Origin of the sequence: Odoribacter splanchnicus DSM 20712 (assembly GCF_000190535.1) — a bacterium.
GTDB classification, from domain to species: domain Bacteria; phylum Bacteroidota; class Bacteroidia; order Bacteroidales; family Marinifilaceae; genus Odoribacter; species Odoribacter splanchnicus.
The window spans coordinates 1,900,239-1,918,843 of sequence record NC_015160.1; the positions used below are offsets into that span (position 1 = coordinate 1,900,239).

At 46.8% G+C, this 18,605-nt stretch carries 14 protein-coding genes and 1 pseudogene; 7 read left to right on the plus strand and 8 right to left on the minus strand.

Translation table 11 applies throughout. The features are described from left to right. Positions 1 to 16: 16 nt before the first annotated feature. A complete protein-coding gene (gene dapF, locus ODOSP_RS07975) occupies positions 17 to 820 on the plus strand; it encodes a diaminopimelate epimerase (RefSeq protein WP_013611833.1) in 804 nt (267 codons plus the stop codon). 176 nt (positions 821 to 996) lie between these two features. Here the strand turns inward: dapF and ODOSP_RS07980 are convergent, their stop codons facing one another. The 3 genes from ODOSP_RS07980 to ODOSP_RS07990 all read right to left on the minus strand — a co-directional run bounded on the left by ODOSP_RS07980 (position 997) and on the right by ODOSP_RS07990 (position 2,786). Continuing rightward, complete coding sequence (locus tag ODOSP_RS07980) at positions 997 to 1,413, minus strand: META domain-containing protein (RefSeq protein ID WP_013611834.1); 417 nt, start codon at positions 1,411 to 1,413, stop codon at positions 997 to 999. A gap of 132 nt (positions 1,414 to 1,545) precedes the next feature. Then, on the minus strand, positions 1,546 to 1,905 hold the full coding sequence (locus ODOSP_RS07985) for a hypothetical protein (RefSeq protein WP_456093821.1): 360 nt from the start codon (positions 1,903 to 1,905) through the stop codon (positions 1,546 to 1,548). Further along, positions 1,791 to 2,786, minus strand: coding sequence for a type IX secretion system plug protein (locus tag ODOSP_RS07990; RefSeq protein ID WP_041556573.1), 996 nt, complete (start codon positions 2,784 to 2,786; stop codon positions 1,791 to 1,793). The genes ODOSP_RS07985 and ODOSP_RS07990 overlap by 115 nt, the downstream gene beginning before the upstream one ends. Positions 2,787 to 2,960: 174 nt before the next feature. On the opposite strand from ODOSP_RS07990, the gene ODOSP_RS07995 reads away from it, so the two are divergent. From ODOSP_RS07995 to nqrF, 6 genes and pseudogenes are all read left to right on the plus strand, one after another. Continuing rightward, a complete protein-coding gene (locus tag ODOSP_RS07995) occupies positions 2,961 to 4,316 on the plus strand; it encodes a Na(+)-translocating NADH-quinone reductase subunit A (protein ID WP_013611835.1) in 1,356 nt (451 codons plus the stop codon). Positions 4,317 to 4,399: 83 nt separating this feature from the next. Beyond that, positions 4,400 to 5,536, plus strand: a complete 1,137-nt coding sequence (locus ODOSP_RS08000) for an NADH:ubiquinone reductase (Na(+)-transporting) subunit B (protein WP_013611836.1) — start codon at positions 4,400 to 4,402, stop codon at positions 5,534 to 5,536. A gap of 36 nt (positions 5,537 to 5,572) precedes the next feature. Continuing rightward, positions 5,573 to 6,259: an NADH:ubiquinone reductase (Na(+)-transporting) subunit C gene (nqrC, locus tag ODOSP_RS08005; protein ID WP_013611837.1), complete on the plus strand. Its 687-nt coding sequence runs from the start codon at positions 5,573 to 5,575 to the stop codon at positions 6,257 to 6,259. 1 nt (position 6,260) lies between these two features. Beyond that, entirely contained in the window at positions 6,261 to 6,902 is a 642-nt protein-coding gene (locus ODOSP_RS08010; protein WP_013611838.1) for an NADH:ubiquinone reductase (Na(+)-transporting) subunit D, read from the plus strand. A gap of 18 nt (positions 6,903 to 6,920) precedes the next feature. Further along, a pseudogene (gene nqrE / locus ODOSP_RS08015) lies at positions 6,921 to 7,538 on the plus strand (NADH:ubiquinone reductase (Na(+)-transporting) subunit E); the annotation flags it as partial. A 176-nt stretch (positions 7,539 to 7,714) separates the two neighbouring features. Continuing rightward, positions 7,715 to 8,983, plus strand: a complete 1,269-nt coding sequence (gene nqrF / locus ODOSP_RS08020; protein WP_013611840.1) for an NADH:ubiquinone reductase (Na(+)-transporting) subunit F — start codon at positions 7,715 to 7,717, stop codon at positions 8,981 to 8,983. 112 nt (positions 8,984 to 9,095) lie between these two features. Here the strand turns inward: nqrF and ODOSP_RS08025 are convergent, their stop codons facing one another. The 5 genes from ODOSP_RS08025 to ODOSP_RS08045 form a co-directional block, all read right to left on the minus strand. After that, complete coding sequence (locus ODOSP_RS08025) at positions 9,096 to 10,205, minus strand: TlpA disulfide reductase family protein (protein ID WP_013611841.1); 1,110 nt, start codon at positions 10,203 to 10,205, stop codon at positions 9,096 to 9,098. A gap of 13 nt (positions 10,206 to 10,218) precedes the next feature. After that, positions 10,219 to 12,156: a protein-disulfide reductase DsbD N-terminal domain-containing protein gene (locus ODOSP_RS08030; RefSeq protein WP_202194963.1), complete on the minus strand. Its 1,938-nt coding sequence runs from the start codon at positions 12,154 to 12,156 to the stop codon at positions 10,219 to 10,221. A 59-nt stretch (positions 12,157 to 12,215) separates the two neighbouring features. Next, on the minus strand, positions 12,216 to 13,712 hold the full coding sequence (locus tag ODOSP_RS08035; RefSeq protein WP_013611843.1) for a RagB/SusD family nutrient uptake outer membrane protein: 1,497 nt from the start codon (positions 13,710 to 13,712) through the stop codon (positions 12,216 to 12,218). Between the two features lie 19 nt (positions 13,713 to 13,731). Next, on the minus strand, positions 13,732 to 17,304 hold the full coding sequence (locus tag ODOSP_RS08040; RefSeq protein ID WP_013611844.1) for a SusC/RagA family TonB-linked outer membrane protein: 3,573 nt from the start codon (positions 17,302 to 17,304) through the stop codon (positions 13,732 to 13,734). A 74-nt stretch (positions 17,305 to 17,378) separates the two neighbouring features. Next, the gene (locus ODOSP_RS08045; protein WP_013611845.1) at positions 17,379 to 18,536 is read right to left on the minus strand and encodes a FecR family protein; all 1,158 of its coding nucleotides are present in this window, start codon (positions 18,534 to 18,536) and stop codon (positions 17,379 to 17,381) included. Between the last annotated feature and the right edge of the window lie 69 nt (positions 18,537 to 18,605).

Below are 18,605 nucleotides of genomic sequence, written 5' to 3' on the forward strand. Positions count from 1 at the left end.
AGCTTAACATCACACTATGATTATTAAGTTTCAAAAATTTCAAGGTGCTGGCAATGACTTCATTATCATTGATAATCGCAATCAGGTATACGAATTTACAAGAGAAATTGTTGAGTATTTCTGTGATCGCAAATTCGGTATCGGAGCCGATGGCCTGATGTTATTAGAAACTTGTCCGGGTTACGATTTCAAGATGCGGTATTTCAACTCCGATGGCAGGGAAGCCAGTCTGTGCGGTAACGGCAGCAGATGCATCGTTGCCTATGCCCATCGCTTGGGCCTGTTTCTGCAAACCACCCGTTTCCTGGCAGCAGACGGTGAACATCAGGGCGAAATTACCCTCCAGGGCGTACGGGTTAAAATGAACGATGTATCCCGAATTACGGTGACCCCCGATTATTTCTTCCTGGATACCGGCTCTCCCCATTATGTAAAAGTAGTAGCCGATGCATTTCAGACGGACGTCGTCACAGCAGGCCGTATGATCCGTTATGCCCCTTCTTTCCAACCCGGAGGCACCAACGTAAACTTCATTACCCCCACTCCGGCATGTATCCGAATCGCTACCTATGAGCGAGGAGTCGAAGACGAAACCCTTGCCTGCGGGACCGGTTGTGTAGCCGCTGCCCTTTCCGCAGCCCTGTTAAATCACGACCACTCCGGGACCTATACGTTACAAACCAAAGGAGGTATATTGAAAGTAAGTTTCAAACAACTGGCAGACAACCATTTCACAGACATTTGGCTGGAAGGTCCTGCCGAATTCGTTTTTGCCGGCGAAATCGAAACACCCCAAAACCGAGACAAGAAAGCAATGTAAGCGGAGTGCCGGTCAGCCTCCCACCTTTAGGCCTTCCTGATTGGCGCAATCTTCGATTCCGGGAAAAATTTCATCAGGAAGGCTATTTCGCTTATCAGCCACAGAAATGTCAAGCCACGAAACATCAATCAGAGACAGGAGTTCGCCGATCGTTTTTCCGGCCAGCCGGAAAACCTTTACTTAGCTTCTTCGGCCTTTTTAAATACAGCGACTACCTTATTTTTAGACAGGAAAGAAAGTTTGTTGTCTTTGATCGAATAACCGTCTACACCATCCAGCATTTGGAAAAATTCCGTTTCGGTCTGTAGGTCGGGACAAGCCATCCGCGTCGCTCCCATCGGAGAAAATTTCAAACGGCTCGACTCCATTTCATAATTACCGAAAAAACGGTTACAGCCCCCCCTTCCGTTCACCCGGTGTTCGGCTTCATTAAACTGAATAAAAATCTCGCTATTGGGATCGGTCAAGCTCAATTCTTTATCGTTAAGCGTTTGCAATACCCATTTCACTCCACTCAACTTCGCCATATTTTTCGAAGAGTTACATCCGACAACAGATAACGCAACACATAACACGAGTAAAAAACTTTTCATGACTTTTTCCTTTTCAATTTAAACTATTAAACTTAAAATACCATAGCAAACGATACAATGGTATCCCTTAATATATCATTTCTTTTTCAGCAAATATCATGCCAACATAATCCGTTATGTTCTTCTCCCTCTTTAGCTTCCCATTGGTTTTGCGCCTACGGTCTGATACCCTAACAATCTAAAACACATAACATTATAATCATACATATAGAAGCGGATATTATATTCGTCCGGCGTCTGATAAAAATTATTTTGCATAGTCACCAAATCAGGTTTTTTCTCCTTCGAAGGGACTACAGCGAACATATAATCATAATATCCCTGTTTCAGCTCGGCCTGCCCGACATACGCTTTATTCTTCGCATCATAGTCCATTTTTAATTCAGGCAGCAACTGCCAGTCTGCAAATTTCCCATAGATATAAACTTCCGCTCCGGGAATAGGTTCCGGATAAAGAATAGCAAAATGGGCGACGATATAATCGGCTTCCAGATCAGAATTTTGTACATTCTCTGCCTCGATGTAAAAATTCCCCCCCCCCGATCAGGGGTCGGAATATAACGCTGAGGAACGGTACCAGGTACCAGGATGAAATTATATCTCCCTTCCGGTCCCTTCAATACATCTTTCACATAACGGGTATAATAAACCAAACTGGAACATTGGAAATTACGAAAAGGAGACAAACCGTTGAAAATATTATCGACCCCGTTGCCGTATACCAATTGGTTTTGCCGGACAAAAGTGGGAGTAAAATTTCTGCGGGAATTCGGATCCTGGTTTTGAGTCACATACACCCGGGTATCCCGCACCGGATTATAGATCTGCAAACCGGTATAGTTCACTGTAAAATTCAGTTGCCGGGAAGTGTACAAAAAAGTAGGATTCGTGCTATTCACCACAGATGCAGCGATACCGACCTTATTTTCCACGACAGCAAAACGTTGTGAAACAACCGCACTATCCGGATTCTGATCGTTGTATACCTGTAATAAATAGTTCCCGGACAATTTGATACCCACTTCTTCATTCGGCAAATTCAAGGTAAACCGGGTGTAAGGCACAACCGTATTGAAAGAGTATTCGTAATTATCCAGCGGATTACTGAAAAATCCGGTCAAATAAGTAAAACTGCTCAAATTGGAATTATTCCAATCAGGATCGCAATGAACAATTTTATAGGTATATGAGTTCGTCTCGCTACTCAGATCGTCGAAACTAAAAAAAAGCTGCTGTCCACTCCCCAACTCGATAACCGGTTCGGCAAAAGGACTGCCGACAGGGTAACACTGAACGGTTCTGATCTGGCTTTGCGCCGGTATCATATTCCCTATCCCCAGGATAAAAACCGATAGATTCAAAAAAAACTTCATCCCCAATAAATTAAAATCTAATTAACGACAAAATTACGTAATTGGTTTGTATATTTGTGTCTTAATTTTAGGAAAACTATAACACTTCATATTTTTGCAAGCCCCTTATCGGGGCGAGGTAAAAAGTTATGTGGTCAGTAATTGTAAATACTTAATTATTAATAATTAAAACACATGTCCAAGGTAATCAAATTAAAAAAAGGCCTTGATATCAAGTTAAACGGAGAAGCGGAAAAAGTGGTGCAACCTGCTGGTAAAATAACCAGTTGTGCGTTAAAACCGACGGATTTCCGGGCTATGACTCCGAAACTAGCAGTCAAGGTCGGCGATGAAGTGAAAGCGGGAGATGTCTTATTTATCGACAAAACACATCCCGAAATTAAATTCACAACACCGGTAAGTGGTACCATTGAAGCCATCAACCGAGGCGAAAGACGTAAATTACTGGAAGTCGTAGTCAAGGCAGATGCCGAGACCCGGTACCGGGATTTCGGAAAAACAGAAGTCAGCAAACTGAATCGGGATGAAATCATCGACAGGCTGTTGGAAAGCGGCGTTTGGCCTCTGATCAAACAACGTCCTTACGACATCATTGCAGACCCGATGAGTACACCGAAAGCCGTTTTCGTGTCGGCCTTCGATTCTGCTCCTCTGGCTCCGGATTACGACCTGATCCTGAACAATCAGAGCAAAGATCTTCAAACCGGTATCGATTGCCTTTGCAAACTCTGCAATAAAAATGTAAATCTGGGCTTGCAGGAAAATACTCCCTCCGCTTCTGTATTTACCAAACTACAGCATGTAGATATCAATTATTTTGCCGGTCCGCATCCGGCTGGCAACGTAGGTGTTCAGATTCATCACCTGAATCCGATCAACAAAGGAGAACAAGTATGGGTGGTCAACATTCAGGATGTCGCTATCATCGGCCGCCTGTTCAATGAAGGCCGGTTCGATGCACGTAAAATTATCGCCCTGGCCGGTTCTGAAGTGACAAAACCCCAGTATTATCACAGTATTTTGGGTGCTTCTATTCAGGATCTCACCGCAGGAAAATTAAAAAATGCAGTAGAACAACGGATCATTTCCGGCAACGTACTCACCGGAACCCGAGTCGTTCCGGAAGGTCATCTGGGCTATTACGACAATCAAATCACCGTCATCCCGGAAGGCAATAACTACGAATTTTTAGGCTGGGCGGCCCCGGGTTTCAATAAATTCTCGGCTTCCAGATTATTCCCGTCCTTTTTATGTCCGAAGAAACATTACACCCTGGACACCAATTACCACGGTGAACGCCGGGCCTTCGTCGTTACCGGACAATATGAAAAAGTATTTCCGATGGACATCTATCCGGTATATTTGCTGAAAGCTGTCCTCGCCCAGGATATCGACCGCATGGAACAACTCGGTATCTACGAAGTTGTGCCCGAAGACATGGCTTTATGTGAATTTGTCTGTACCTCGAAGACGCCTGTTCAGAAAATCCTGAGCGACGGAATCGAACTGATGATGAAAGAAACGAATTAATTTACGATGGAAGATTTCCGATCATCACCCAATAGGGAGGTATCGGAGCTAACATCTAAAATTTAAAATCTAAAATTAATAAAATGAACTTTTTACGAAATTATTTGGATAAGCAGAAACCCAAATTTGAAAAAGGAGGTAAGCTGGAAAAATTCCACTCCGTTTTCACCGGTTTCGAGTCTTTTCTTTTCGTGCCGAATACGACCACTTCCAGCGGAGCTCATATCCGGGATGCCGTCGATCTGAAGAGAACCATGATCATCGTGGTACTTGCTTTGATTCCGGCACTTCTTTTCGGGATATACAACGTAGGTTATCAGCATTTCAATGCTGTCGGCGGCCTGGCAGACACCACTTTCTTCCAACTGTTCTTCTACGGTTTGTGGAAAGTGCTCCCCATGATCATCGTATCTTATGTCGTTGGATTGGGCATCGAATTTGCAGTCGCCCAAATGAAGGGACATGAAATCAATGAAGGTTTTCTGGTTTCCGGTTTACTGATCCCCATGATTATGCCTGTCGAAGCTCCGTTATGGATGGTGGCTTTATCGACAGCCTTCGCAGTAATCATCGGTAAAGAAATTTTCGGAGGTACAGGTATGAACATCTGGAATCCAGCCCTGTTGGCCCGTGCTTTCTTTTTCTTCTCCTATCCTTCTATGATTTCAGGAGATAAAGTATGGATTGCCGGAGACACAGCCGATGCCATCTCACAAGCCACTCCACTGGCACAAATGGCTCTGGGCCAACCCCTGACTTACAGTACGGCAGACATGTTCTGGGGATTTATTCCCGGTTCGGTCGGTGAAACCTCGGCCTTCTGTATTCTGATCGGAGCTGTGATTCTGTTATTGACCAACGTCGCCAGTTGGCGCACCATGATTTCGGTTTTTGTCGGAGGTTATCTCATGGCGCTCATATTCCAGCCGATTTCCGGTGTCGAAGCCTATCAGCAACTGTTAATGGGCGGTTTTGCTTTCGGAGCGGTATTTATGGCTACCGACCCGGTAACTTCCGCTCAAACCAATACAGGTAAATATGTTTACGGTCTGTTGATCGGAGCGATGGCTGTGATCATCCGTTGCATCAACCCGGGTTATCCCGAAGGCATGATGCTGGCCATCCTGCTGATGAACACGTTCGCTCCCCTGATCGACTGGTTCGTTGTACAGGCTAACATCAAACGCAGACTGAAAAGAGCGAAAGCCGTTGCTAATTGACGATTTAAGATTTAAGCAATCATAGATTTAAAAGATATGAATAAACAAGGAAATACCTATACATTCCTCTATTCAGTTGTTCTGGTAGTCGTTGTTGCAGCGCTACTATCCATCGTATCTCTTTCCCTGCAACCCCGGCAGAATGAAAACCGCCAAAACGAAAAGAGACAGAACATACTGAGTGCGATACACATTTCCTCCACTGCTGCCAATTCTGCAGAACTCTTCGACAAATATATCAAGGAGCAGTTTATTATAAACAGCAAAGGAGATAGAATCGAAGGCAAGGCCTTTGACGTAAACATCGAAAAACAATACAACCTACCGGTTGAAAAACGGGAACTTCCCGTATTTGTCGCCAATGTCGACGGAGCCACCAAATACATCCTACCGATTTACGGAGCCGGTTTATGGGGCCCTATCTGGGGATATATCTCCCTGGACGACAACAAAGATACCGTTTACGGTACTTTCTTCGACCACCAGGGAGAAACTCCGGGGTTGGGAGCTGAAATTACCACGCCTGAATTCAATAAAGAATTCCGGAACAAACAGATTTTCTCCGGGAATCAGTTGGTTGGAATTCTGGTCGTAAAAGGCGGGAATGCTTCCGGGGCGAATGAAGTCGATGCCATATCCGGAGGTACGATCACTTCCAAAGGAGTAGAGACCATGATCAAGAATTACTTAACCTATTACGAACCGTTTTTAAAACAAAAATAAAATGAGCGCATTATTTTCAGCTAAGAACCGGGAATTCCTGCTCGGTCCTCTGAGTAAGAACAACCCGGTTATCGTACAGGTCCTGGGTATTTGTTCTGCCCTTGCTGTTACTGCCAAGCTGGAGCCTGCCATCGTAATGGGGCTTTCGGTAACGGCCGTAACCGCTTTCTCGAATGTGATCCTTTCGCTGATGCGAAATACCATTCCGACCCGTATCCGTATCATCGTACAATTGGTCGTTGTGGCCGCTCTTGTAATCATCGTCGATCAGCTGTTGAAAGCTTTCGCTTACGATGTCAGCAAACAGCTGTCCGTATATGTCGGATTGATCATCACCAACTGTATCATCATGGGGCGTATCGAAGCTTTCGCCCTCGCCAATAAACCCTGGCCTTCTTTGCTGGACGGTATCGGTAACGGTTTGGGGTACGGCCTGATCCTGGTGATCGTAGCTTTCTTCCGTGAACTGCTCGGTTCGGGTACACTTTACGGTTTCCGTATTATTCCGGAATCGTGGTATGTACAGAACGGCGGTTGTTATCTCAATAACGGTTTGATGATTATGCCGGCCATGGCTTTGATTCTTGTCGGACTGATTATCTGGGTACACCGTTCCAGAAATAAAGATTTAATAGAAAAATAATTAAAGTAAAAATAAGATATGGAAAATCTATTAAATATATTCGTCCGTTCCATCTTCATCGACAATATGATCTTTGCCTATTTCTTAGGCATGTGTTCCTATCTGGCCGTATCGAAGACTGTGAAGACCTCTTTCGGTCTGGGAATCGCTGTTATTTTCGTATTGTTCATCACCGTTCCGGTCAATTATCTGTTAGACAACTATGTGTTGAAACCCGGTGCTTTACAATGGTTGCTCGGGGATGAAGCTGCCGGAATCGATCTGAGCTTCCTGAGTTTTATCATGTTCATCGCCATCATCGCTGCTATGGTACAATTGGTGGAAATGATCGTCGAGAAATTTGCTCCCGCTTTGTACAACCAATTGGGTATCTTCCTGCCTCTGATCGCTGTAAACTGTGCTATCATGGGAGCTTCCCTGTTTATGCAACAGCGGAACTACGGCAGTGTACTCGAAGCGACGACATTCGGTTTGGGCTCAGGTATCGGCTGGATGCTGGCTATCGTATGTATTGCCGCTATCCGGGAGAAACTGAAATATTCCGACATTCCGGCTCCATTACGGGGAATCGGTATCACGTTTATCGTGACCGGACTGATGGCTATCTCTTTCATGAGTTTCCTGGGTATCGACCTGAATAAACTGAAAGCTCAGCCGGCACAAACCGAAACGACGGCACAGGTATCCTCCTATGGTGAAAAAGAGACCGTCACCGGTTACCTGACTGAAAAAGATCAGATGGCTTCAGCACAAAATGAAGGCAATGCCGATGCAGAATAATTTAAAATTTAAAATCTAAAATTTAAAATTAAATGGTACTATTAGCAATAAATACAACAATCGTCACTACCGGCATTGTGGTATTCCTGATTGTCATCCTGATTCTGGTGGGTATCCTTTTGTTTGCCAAAGCCAAACTGACCGCCAAAGGGGATGTGAAAATCAGCATTAACAATGGCGACCGGATCATTACAACCGAACCGGGCAGCTCACTGTTGTCCACCCTGGCAGGCCAGAAAATATTCCTGCCTTCGGCCTGTGGTGGTAAAGGTTCCTGTGGTATGTGTAAATGCCAGGTAGATTCGGGTGCAGGTTCTATCCTCCCGACCGAAACAGGTTTCTTCTCCTACAAACAGCAGCACGAAAACTGGCGTCTGGCTTGTCAGGTGAAAGTGAAAGAAAATATCGAAATGCGTATTCCGGAATCCGTGATGGGAATCAAAAAATGGGAATGTACCGTAGTTTCCAACCGGAATATTTCTACTTTCCTGAAAGAATTCGTTGTAAAATTGCCGGAAGGTGAAAATCTGAAATTCAAATCCGGAGGTTATATTCAAATCGATGTACCTGCCTTGGATGTCGACTTCAAGGACATGATCATCGATGAAAAATACAAAGGCGATTGGGAAAAGATGAAAATGTTCGATCTGAAGATGCATAATCCCGAACCGACCTACCGGGCCTACTCTATGGCCAATTCCCCGGCAGAAGGCAATATCATCATGTTGAACATCCGTATCGCCACTCCGCCGTTCGACCGTGCGGCAGGCGCTTTTGCTCCGGTAAATCCGGGTATCTGTTCTTCTTTCATCTTCTCGCGTAAACCGGGAGATAAAGTAACGATTTCCGGTCCTTACGGAGAATTCTTCCTGCGCGAAACCAACAACGAGATGATGTTCATCGGTGGTGGTGCCGGTATGGCTCCGATGCGTTCACACATCTTCAACCTGTTCCATACGATACATACAGACCGTAAAGTGACCTTCTGGTACGGAGCACGTGCTCTGCAGGAAGCTCCCTACGTGGATGAATTCAATAAGATCCAGGAAGAAAATCCGAATTTCCATTGGACACTAGCCCTCGACCGTCCCGACCCTGTAGCAGATGCTGCCGGCGTGGCCTACAAACCGGGCTTCGTACACCAGGTGATCTTCGAGAACTATCTGAAGAACCACGAGAACCCCGAAGATATCGAATACTACTTGTGCGGACCTCCAATGATGATCCAGGCAGTAACCAAAATGCTGTACGATCTGGGAGTTCCCGACGAAAATGTTATGTACGACAACTTCGGTGGATAACCCCAATAAAAAGGGACTGTCTAACAATGAAATGCCCCCAAAAAGTTTTATGTCCAACTTTTTGGGGGCACTTCACTTCAAGAGTCCGGCAGCCTGCTAATAGAGGATAGCTCTACTTTCCGAAAATTGCTTTCAGTTTTATATCCAATTGCTTTCCGCGAATACCGTTGGCGACAATGACATTGTTTTCGTCAAGTACAATCACATGGGGAATACCGCAAAGCAGTTTATACATGCCTCGAGAGACATCTTGAGTATCCATCACATGGTTCCAAGAAAGGTGGTCATCCGCAATGGCTTTCACCCAAGGAGCCTGCTGGTGGTCCAATGAAACACTCAAGATTTCCAATCCATGCCGGTGGTATTTTTTATAAAGTTCCACCATGTAGGGATTTTCCGCCCGACAAGGAGCACACCACGACGCCCAAAAATCGAGGATTTTCACTTTCCCTTGGATGGAATACATGGACAAAGAATCCCCTTCGGGTGTTGGAAGCGTAAAATCCGGAGCCTTTTTGCCGGGGGCAAATGCAGCCATTTCGTCCAAACGCTCTACCACTTGCCGCGTCAGTTTCATCGCTTTGGCAGAAGCACCCAATTGATCGTATTCCCGCTGTAAATCTTCTATGTTCTGATATTGGTACATCCGTTTGTTCAACAGATAGGCAGCTAAAAAACCATCCTTATGCGCCTCCCGGAATTGTTCCTGTTCACGACCGGTCTGCTCCCCCAATTTCCCCATGGTTCTCATAACCTCATTCATGGTAGCCGTATCGTTTTTCTGACGGGCAGAGTAGTAACGGTTGCGCAATTCATTCGTTTGTCCGGCCGTCTTGTTACCGATGGCCTGATAGGTAGCAAATAGCAATTGCAGCTCCGGACCTTCCACTCGGTTGGCCTCAGGATTTTTCAAGTGAAGATGCGCCCGGTAATCGGCATTTTCAAGCAAAAGTATCGCATAGGTTTTCTCTCCGGTGATATAAAGTCCCGCTTCCATGGTATCGGGTAGTGAACCGGTCAACGTAAATTTCCCGTCCCGGATTTCAGCCCGCGCCAAGGTATCCGGTTTTTTATTCCAGCCAGGATAGCCGACGATGTAAGCTTCACCGTCCACTTTCTCGTCCAACGAGCCTTCTATGGTAAAATGCGGTTTCGATGTGCAAGCGGACAATCCACCGAAAAACCAAATGCCTAAAATTGTTTTTCTTATGATTCCTTTCATTAGTTATGACACTTTATTTCAACATTACTTTCAATTCCTTTTCAATCGGTGGAAAACAGATGTGTGCGTCACAGCATTGATAGCTGACGGTACACTTTGCTTCCCCTTGTCCACTACCGGAGATTTCGTACCGGAAAATGGCTTCATCTTCATAAACGGTGGTACCTTGTTTATTATACGACTTGGCGGAAGGGAGTTTCGGTTTACCGACAATCGTCCACCCCTCCGGCAATTGGAGCTCTACCTGCGTGGTAACAAAGGGATCGCTCTCAGCAACATAAGCATAAATGTGATAGCCCGGATGGATTTTCAGGCGGACCACAATCTCCCGGTTGCCGTTCGCTGCCTTTTCAAGCCCTGCAACCATCTGCACAGGATTCCGGTCATCCGTGGCGGCCGGTCGGGACGATGTTTCCTGTACCGGTTGTGCATAACGTGCGCTGTAATCGTTGGCAGGATCAGGTTCGCGAGTATTCACCATAAAAAGCCAGCCCCCGGATTCCGTAAAAAAAAGACGCTCTTTGTTCTTCTCATACCAAGTCCGCCACTCCTGCGGAGCTTCAAAGCGGCAAAGGGTATAGCGATGCAGGATGCGGTTGGCCTTTTCGGTCTCTTTCCCTTTTTCCAGCAACCGGATGGCAGTATCAAGCAAGCGTTTGTCGTTATAGGGAATGCCAAGGCTCTTCACATCTTCGTCAATACTCAGCACATACATGCCTTCACCTCCATAAAAATAATCTATGTTCTCACGGTAATAACGGGCATAGGCCGCTTCGTCCTCGCCAAACAAATCGAACAGCTCTCCCTGGTAACGTTTCAACATATCGGCATAACTCATCGGCGGTTGCGGTTCATAGTTTAGGAACATCTCTTCCCTGCGGTTCAATTTCTCACCACGCCTCTGTTTTTCCTGAACCACTTTTTTCAGTTTTAAACCCTCTGCAGCAAACTCTTCATCGCTTTTCACCCTCTCTTGCCAAGCTTCCCGGGTTGACAAGTAAAGCTGCTCTTTCACATATTCGCGGGTAGCAATGCGATCGTTGTATTTCCGGACGAAGGGTTTCTGTCCGGCAAAACGGGAAATGTAGACAATCGCGTTGGCAAATACCGTCTTTGCCTCTTCCGTCATATCTGCCGGCGAAGCGGCAAATCCCCAATGCAGGAAGTTCCCGTGACGGCCAATAGCCACTGCATCCAATGTTTTGGCGCAAACGCCACTGGAAATATATTCCGCGTCCGGAGAATCTTCAAAGCCCCAAGGACGAGCCACCATCCCTACCCGAAAACCTTCGTGCGTCTGATAACCTTTGTTCTGCACTTTCCACATCAGAACCGAATCCGGTACAGGCTCATCCATAAAATAGGCATAATGAAAAGCATCCGAAGGTGTCGGACACATGCGTACCGTCATCTTTACCGGAAAAGGTCCCTTGAAAATCGGGTGTTCTGCCCGCCAATGGTGGGCATCGGCATCCAAGCACAAACAATACCAATCGCTTTTCAAGCCGATGCCGCGCCCGACGGTATTCCCCACCTCGGCAATCGTGACCATCGGACGGTCAAAACTTTCCGGCAAATAGACCGCACTGTGGTAAGCGATTACTTTACCGGAAGCGTCCTTTTCCTGCCAAGCGGGTTTGATGGCTTTTGGCCGGCCATCCATCACGGTCACATCGTATGCCCGGGACATTTCCGGCGTCCAATCCTCCGCCGCAACGACTTTCACAGTCTGGAAATACTGTCGGAGCATCTCCCCGAATGCCGCTGTCCGATCGGCAATGCTTTTGCGCAAAGCCGTACTGTCGCTAATTGTTTCGTTCAAAACCTGTATATCCGCCGAACCGCCGACATACAGGACTTTCAACGGTTGTTTTTCTATTTTATCCGATGCACGACTCATCTGCATACTGCCTATCAACAGCAATATGCACAAACAAAATAGGTTTTTCATAATTTCAAAGTTAAAAGCCATGCCGGCATAGGAAACTCCTGCCGACATAGCATCTGTTGTTAAAATGGATTCTGCACAATGGCACCTTGCGAATTTTGGATATCCTGCTGCGGAATAGGAATGGCCAAACGACGGTCGTCTCCTTTCACGTTAATCTGTACCTTTTGGGAGGGGTCTACCCCACTCTGGGTAACCTTGTAAAATTCCCGTCGGATGGTTACGTCATCATCGGGTGTCACACTGGCAGCAAAACGCTTGATATCCATCAAACGAAGTGTAAAAGGCATTTCACGGCGACGTTCAAGCAACACCTGTTTTAAAGCTTCGCTCTGCGAAGCGGCGGTCAATACCGTAGCCGTTCCGGGAAGAAAGCGGGCTTCACGCAACGGTGCCAGTGTAACCAAGGCGTCCTGCCAATTGGCACTACGTGCCTGCAATTCTGCCTTCATCAGTACCAACTCAGCGGCAGTCAAACCGGAAATGGCATAGCGGTCATCATAAAGTTGGTTGTAGCGATACCAGTCATAAGCTACTGAAAAACGGCGATTACCATGTTCCACATAGAAAAGGTCGAAACGGCGGTCGTTCTTCCCGTCAACATAGCAATCCAACAATTCCTGTGACGGGGAATGCCATTGCGTCGCCAGATATTGCAGACGGATATAAATCCATTCTGACCATTTATAGATTTTTTGCAGATTCCAGTTGTGGGTTTCACAATAGTGCAGTGTATCCTCCGCCATCGTGCCAGTGGCAGGATAAGGCACCGGTGTTGCCCAATCCAGATTGTTATAGTCATACAGTCCCGGAGCTAATGCCAACGCCTTGTCCACGTAGGTAGTCGCATTGTCATAGTCGTTCATGTAAAGATACACGCGGGCAAAAGCTCCGTAAATGGCACATTTGGACGCCCTCCAGGCAAAGCCTTCCTGTACCCGGTCCACCACACAGTATTTTTCCGCCTCGCGGAAGTCATCAAGAATCCGGTCAAAGGTCTTCCCCAGCGTAGCACGCGAGATATCCTCTGTGAAAAGCGTACCCAAACGCAACGGCAGCCCCATCTCGCTGCGGTTGGCCTCACTGTATGGCAGACAGTGGACGGTAGCCAAGCGGAAAAACGACCAGCCTCGCATCAAATAGGCATTGCACAACGCCTCGTCTTTTTCTTCCTGCGAACCGTTTACAGAACCAACAGAGGCAATGATCGTATTGGCATTGAATATCTTGGCGTATTCGTATTCCCAAACGTTATTGCCTGTCGTTGTTTCCATAACTTCGCTGCTCAAGGCATACAAACTCATCTGATCAGCCCCAAAAGTAATGGGACTAGCATCGTACAGTGCCAAGGGCACACCGTAATCATCGGTGGCATACACTCCGGGATAATCGTATTCATACGTGTTTGTCACATAATCATAAAGGGAAAGCAATTGCGATACCTCGGTAATAGGGGCGTCGCTCGTTGCCGACGGCTGCTTGTCCAAAAACGAATCGCACGCACAGAACATACTCGCCGTGACTATCAGGAACGATAATTTCAATAAATGCTTTTTCATATCTTTTTCCTCCTAATTATTAAAAGTTAAAGCTGGCTCCAAAAGTAAAGCTGGTGCTGGGTTTGTTGGTGCCAGGCAACCATTCGGGGTCGTAGTTGTTTTTGTTGGCCGTCCATACCATTCCCAAGTCACGGGCCTGTACGAATACTTTGGCCTTCTGCAAACGGATAGAGCGCAACCACTGCTCCGGGAGGTAGTAGCTCAACGTGACTTCTTTTAAACGGATGAACGAAGCATCCTCCACATTGCCGCGCAAGTAAGGCAAATAGCGGCCCCAACGATAACACATGTAATCGCCCGGTGCCGGTAAAGTAGGGAAAGTGGTCCCATCGCTTTCCATCAACCGGGTAATAAACTTGGAGATCGTGTTTTTCGAATTGGCCAATGGAACCGATTCGGCTGTCGGCGCCCGGAACTTACCGCCGAAATTACCGGTCATATAAACGTAAAGGTTCAACCCTTTCCAACTGAACGAGTTCGCCCATCCGAATGAAGCGGGAGCAATGGTAGTCCCCCCGTAATACATCTTATCCAATCCCAAGGTTCGGTTATGCAGCGTCAAATCGTTGAACGTCCATTCATTCCCGTCCATAGTTTTCACGTGCGGCACTCCATCGCGCACTCCGGCATAATCATAGCTGTAAACAGCACCCACCGGTTTGCCCTCGATGAAATAACCGTTTGAAGGATCAGAAGCATAAGCCAATTGATGGCAATAAAGCGACGGGTAGAACAGTTTCTGTACTTTATTTTTGTTATAGGCAAACGTCACAGTCGACGAAATATTCAAACCAATCGAACGAACCTGTCCCTGACCGGTCAGTTCCAGTTCTACACCCCGGTTCAGAATTTCGGCATTGTTGAACCTTTGTTCTTTGCTTCCATATACGGAAGGAACAGTCACCGTTCCGATGATGTATTTCCCCAGTCGGTTGTAATATTCCACCTTACCGGAAAGTGCATTTTTAAAGAAAGAGAAATCCACCCCGACATTAGTCGTATAGGTCTCTTCCCAACGCAATAAGGGATTACCGTAACTGGTCACACGAGATACGTTAGTTCCCGTCGTCACGTTGGCACTGGTAGAAATCAACGTCTGGGGGGAGGTGCTCTTTTCTGCATTACCGTTGATACCGTAAGTCAAGCGCAGGGTCAGGCGATCCACCCAGGAAGAAGCGGCCTCCAGAAACGATTCATTGGACATGTTCCATTTGAGCCCGGCCGACCACATGGGCGACCACCGGAGGGACTTGTCATCGGTTACATAATTGGAACCGTCCGCCCGGATACTAAACGATGCCCCGTATCTGCCGTCGAACATATAAGCCGCATTGGCAAAATAAGAGAAATAGCGGTCCACCCGGTCGGAGTAAGTCGTCTGCACTATCGTAGCCAATGTATTGTAGTAATCAGGATAACCGACAATAGTCTTTGCCGATTCCTTGCTACCGTAGTAAGCCGGCAGGGAGGTGTTGGTCTTTTCATTGTAACCCACTACATAAGGATAAGTAGTGCCTGATGTTTTATATTCGCTGATTTCCATACCAGCCAAAGCCGTTACGTCATGCTTTCCGAACGTTTCGTTGTAACTCAACTGGTTTCGCCAAACGTAGTTTTCGTTGGAATTTTTGCTGCTGCGGATAATGCCTCCCGAAGGGATGTACTGATTTTTCAACACATCACCGCTCAAATCGTAGTCGGTATAGTAATTCACCATTTGGCGCACATAGTCCGTCTCCTCATTGTCGTACTGCCGGGTATCGGCGACATTCTTTTCATACTGGAACTTGGTATCAAAAACAAGTTCGCGCCAGATTTTGGCATTCAGCCCGACGTTAAAACGGTATCGGGTGGTTTCCGTCGTATATTTCCGGTTGCACACCTCGCGCAACATATTGTAGGAAAGATCCTTGTAAGGCAGGTTTTGCAGGTTCAGATCTTCTGCAATCAACCGGTTCCAAGACCCCACGTTGTAGGCATAGCTCCCGTCCTCTTCCAACAGCAGTTCATAAGGAGCCAAATTACGAAGTTCAGCGACCGTAACACCACTGGTTTCCGCTTTTTTCCGTTGAAACGTACCAGCTACACTCGCCGCCAGCCAAGGTGTGAATTTATAGGTATTATTAAAGTTTACCATAAAACGTTCATAGCCGCGTTTGATGGTAGCTTCATCGTTCTTTTCATACATCAGCGAAGCATAGGTTGTATTTTTTTCCGTACCGCTCGAAAGGTTGACATTGTACTGCTGCAATGCCTGTGTCTGCATCAAATGCTTCTTCAATTGGCTCCGATTGTCCGTCCGCCGCAAACGGTCAAGATTTGTGTTCATCTCCGCCTCGGACATTCCGTAATACTTGTTGGCATAATAATATTCCTGCGAAATGGGCAAACTGCCTGCAATGCTGGTAGGAGAAGGTGTGAATTCCGAAAGGAACCATCCGTTTTTTACAGCCATGAGTTCATAATCCACCGTCGTTTTGCTATCAGCTTGCGCTAAAATGTAATCCAGGTCGGGGCGTATATTGAAACGGTAAAAGCCCTGTACCTCTACATTCAGTTTGCCCTGCTTCCCTTTTTTTGTGGTTACAACGATTACACCATTGGCCGAACGGGCACCCCAAATGCTGGCTGCAGCAGCATCTTTCAATACAGTGACACTCTCTACGTCATTGGGATTGATGCTGCTGAAGGTACCCTCAATAGGAAAACCATCAACTACCACCAATGGTTCTGTATTGGCATAGAGCGAACTGGTACCTCGAATCAGGAAATTGACCGAGCCGTCTTCATTTTCAGTGGATTGCATCCCGGCAACTACACCTTGTAGCATATTGGAAAGGTCGGAAGAAGGCCGTGAATTGAGTACCTCCACGGATACTTTATCGAACGAACCGGTGGCCCGCTCTTTGGAGATGGTTTGGTAACCGGTGACTACCACTTCTTCCAAAGCTTTGTTTTCCGGTTCAAGGACGACATTCAACGTAGTTGCTTGACCAATTTTCATTTCCTGACTTTTCATTCCGATAAACGAAAAAACCAGCATTACATTCGGATCGTCGTTTACCTTAATTTCGAAACGACCGTCAACGTTGGTCGCCATCCCGGAGGAAGTGCCTTTGACAAGGACCGAAACGCCCGGTAACGGCATACCATCCCTATCTTTCACCACGCCGCGCACCGTCCGCTTCTCTGCTTGCGGTAAATCGACATTATTCACCGTCACAGCCCGCTTGATGGCAACGACGCCGTTCACGATTTCATACGTGTAGCCGGGACCTTCGAGCAAACGACTCAAAATCGTGTTGATTTCTACGTTCTGCAAATCAAGCGTGATGCCTTTGATTTGCTCCAGTTCCCTGCCGTTATACAGGAAACCGATGCCGGTAAGCCGTTCAATCTGCTGGATGCAGCTTTTCAAATCGGCATTTTCCATCCGGAAACGGGCAACGCGCTGGGCACTGATTTCCGAGAACACATTAAAATGACAGACCAATAGCAGAAAAAACAAACATTTCATCACCATGATGAGTTTTTTTCTCCATTGAAGGGAAATCGGCGCTCGTCCGACTTCCAAATTCGGATGTTTTTCCATAATTTTGTAAAACTTTAAAGTTAATAATCAGAGAGGGGATGACAGCTAATGTGGTAGTTACTATCGCTCCTCTTTTATTGTATAAAAATTGTATTTCCTTTCCGTTCAAAGTGCAGGGGACTGACATTCTCCATCAAGTCGAGAATGACCTGCAGGTTTTCAAACCGCGGTAACTTACCGGTGAAGACTTCTCTGCGCACGGCATCATTGGTATAAAACACATCGATGTGGTACCAGCGTTGCAGAATTGTGAAAATTTCTTCCACGGAGGTATTATCGAAGCGAAACTCTCCACGGATCCAGGCTGTAAACAGTTCTGTATCCACTTCTTTCACTTCCACGTTACCGGTCTGACGGTCGCACACCGCCTGCCGTCCCGGAAGAAGCTCTATGCTTTCGCGGGTGTGGACATCCGTCATCTCCACTTTACCGATGCAAAGGGTCGTTGCCCAACTGTCATCGTCGTCATATGCTTTCACATTGAAAGAGGTGCCCAACACTTTCACCTCATAGTTGTCGATTTTAACGTAAAAAGGACGCTGTGCATCGGGCTTTACCTCGAAAAAGGCTTCGCCTTTCAACTCCACGCAACGGGTATTGCCATTGAAACGGGTCGGGTATTTCAATTCCGACATAGCATTCAGCCACACTTTTGTGCCGTCTGCCAAAGTCAGGGAATATTCACCACCGCAGGGTGTACGGATCAAATGTTGCGAAACAGGCATCGAATTCTCGTCGGAGCCGGTATAATCTACCGTATTGCCGGCAATGACGACCTTTTCCTGTTCGCTTTCCAGTGTTTTCTGCATATCCGGCAAGAGTTCCACAGCCGAACCGTCTGCCAGCACCAACTCGGCACGTCGGATTCCCGGTTCGATTTTTTCAATGGTTTCTGTTACACGAGGCTGAGATTCCGTCCGGGGAAAGAGTAGCCACACGCCCGCCACAATCGCCACGACAGCCGCATAAGGCAGACTCCACCGCACAACACGCCGGAGGGCGTAACGCTGTAATAATTTCCGGTTGTACGCCAACGCCCGCTCCGTATCAACGGCCGCCAATTCATCGAAATGCCGCCGGAGAGCCCCCGGTTCCGCCAAACGACGATAGAGTTGTTCGTGGCTTTCCTCTTCCTGTCGCCACTCCTCCAGCATCTGCCGCTCATCGGCCGTCAATTCGTCCCACTTTTCACGCACTAATAAATCCCGTATCTTTTCAAACTTCTGTTGCATAACTTAACGCTATATATTATTTCGTCCCACTTTTCACGCACTAATAAATCCCGTATCTTTTCAAACTTC

Excerpts from the sequence above, each read along its gene's own strand:
- ODOSP_RS08045 (WP_013611845.1), bottom strand. The coding sequence starts at position 18,536 with ATGCAACAGAAGTTTGAAAAGATACGGGATTTATTAGTGCGTGAAAAG.
- ODOSP_RS08040 (WP_013611844.1), bottom strand. The coding sequence starts at position 17,304 with ATGGAAAAACATCCGAATTTGGAAGTCGGACGAGCGCCGATTTCCCTT.
- dapF (WP_013611833.1), top strand. The coding sequence starts at position 17 with ATGATTATTAAGTTTCAAAAATTTCAAGGTGCTGGCAATGACTTCATT.
- nqrF (WP_013611840.1), top strand. The coding sequence starts at position 7,715 with ATGGTACTATTAGCAATAAATACAACAATCGTCACTACCGGCATTGTG.
- ODOSP_RS07995 (WP_013611835.1), top strand. The coding sequence starts at position 2,961 with ATGTCCAAGGTAATCAAATTAAAAAAAGGCCTTGATATCAAGTTAAAC.
- ODOSP_RS08035 (WP_013611843.1), bottom strand. The coding sequence starts at position 13,712 with ATGAAAAAGCATTTATTGAAATTATCGTTCCTGATAGTCACGGCGAGT.
- ODOSP_RS07990 (WP_041556573.1), bottom strand. The coding sequence starts at position 2,786 with ATGAAGTTTTTTTTGAATCTATCGGTTTTTATCCTGGGGATAGGGAAT.
- ODOSP_RS08030 (WP_202194963.1), bottom strand. The coding sequence starts at position 12,156 with ATGAAAAACCTATTTTGTTTGTGCATATTGCTGTTGATAGGCAGTATG.
- nqrC (WP_013611837.1), top strand. The coding sequence starts at position 5,573 with ATGAATAAACAAGGAAATACCTATACATTCCTCTATTCAGTTGTTCTG.
- ODOSP_RS07980 (WP_013611834.1), bottom strand. The coding sequence starts at position 1,413 with ATGAAAAGTTTTTTACTCGTGTTATGTGTTGCGTTATCTGTTGTCGGA.
- ODOSP_RS08025 (WP_013611841.1), bottom strand. The coding sequence starts at position 10,205 with ATGAAAGGAATCATAAGAAAAACAATTTTAGGCATTTGGTTTTTCGGT.
- ODOSP_RS08010 (WP_013611838.1), top strand. The coding sequence starts at position 6,261 with ATGAGCGCATTATTTTCAGCTAAGAACCGGGAATTCCTGCTCGGTCCT.
- ODOSP_RS08000 (WP_013611836.1), top strand. The coding sequence starts at position 4,400 with ATGAACTTTTTACGAAATTATTTGGATAAGCAGAAACCCAAATTTGAA.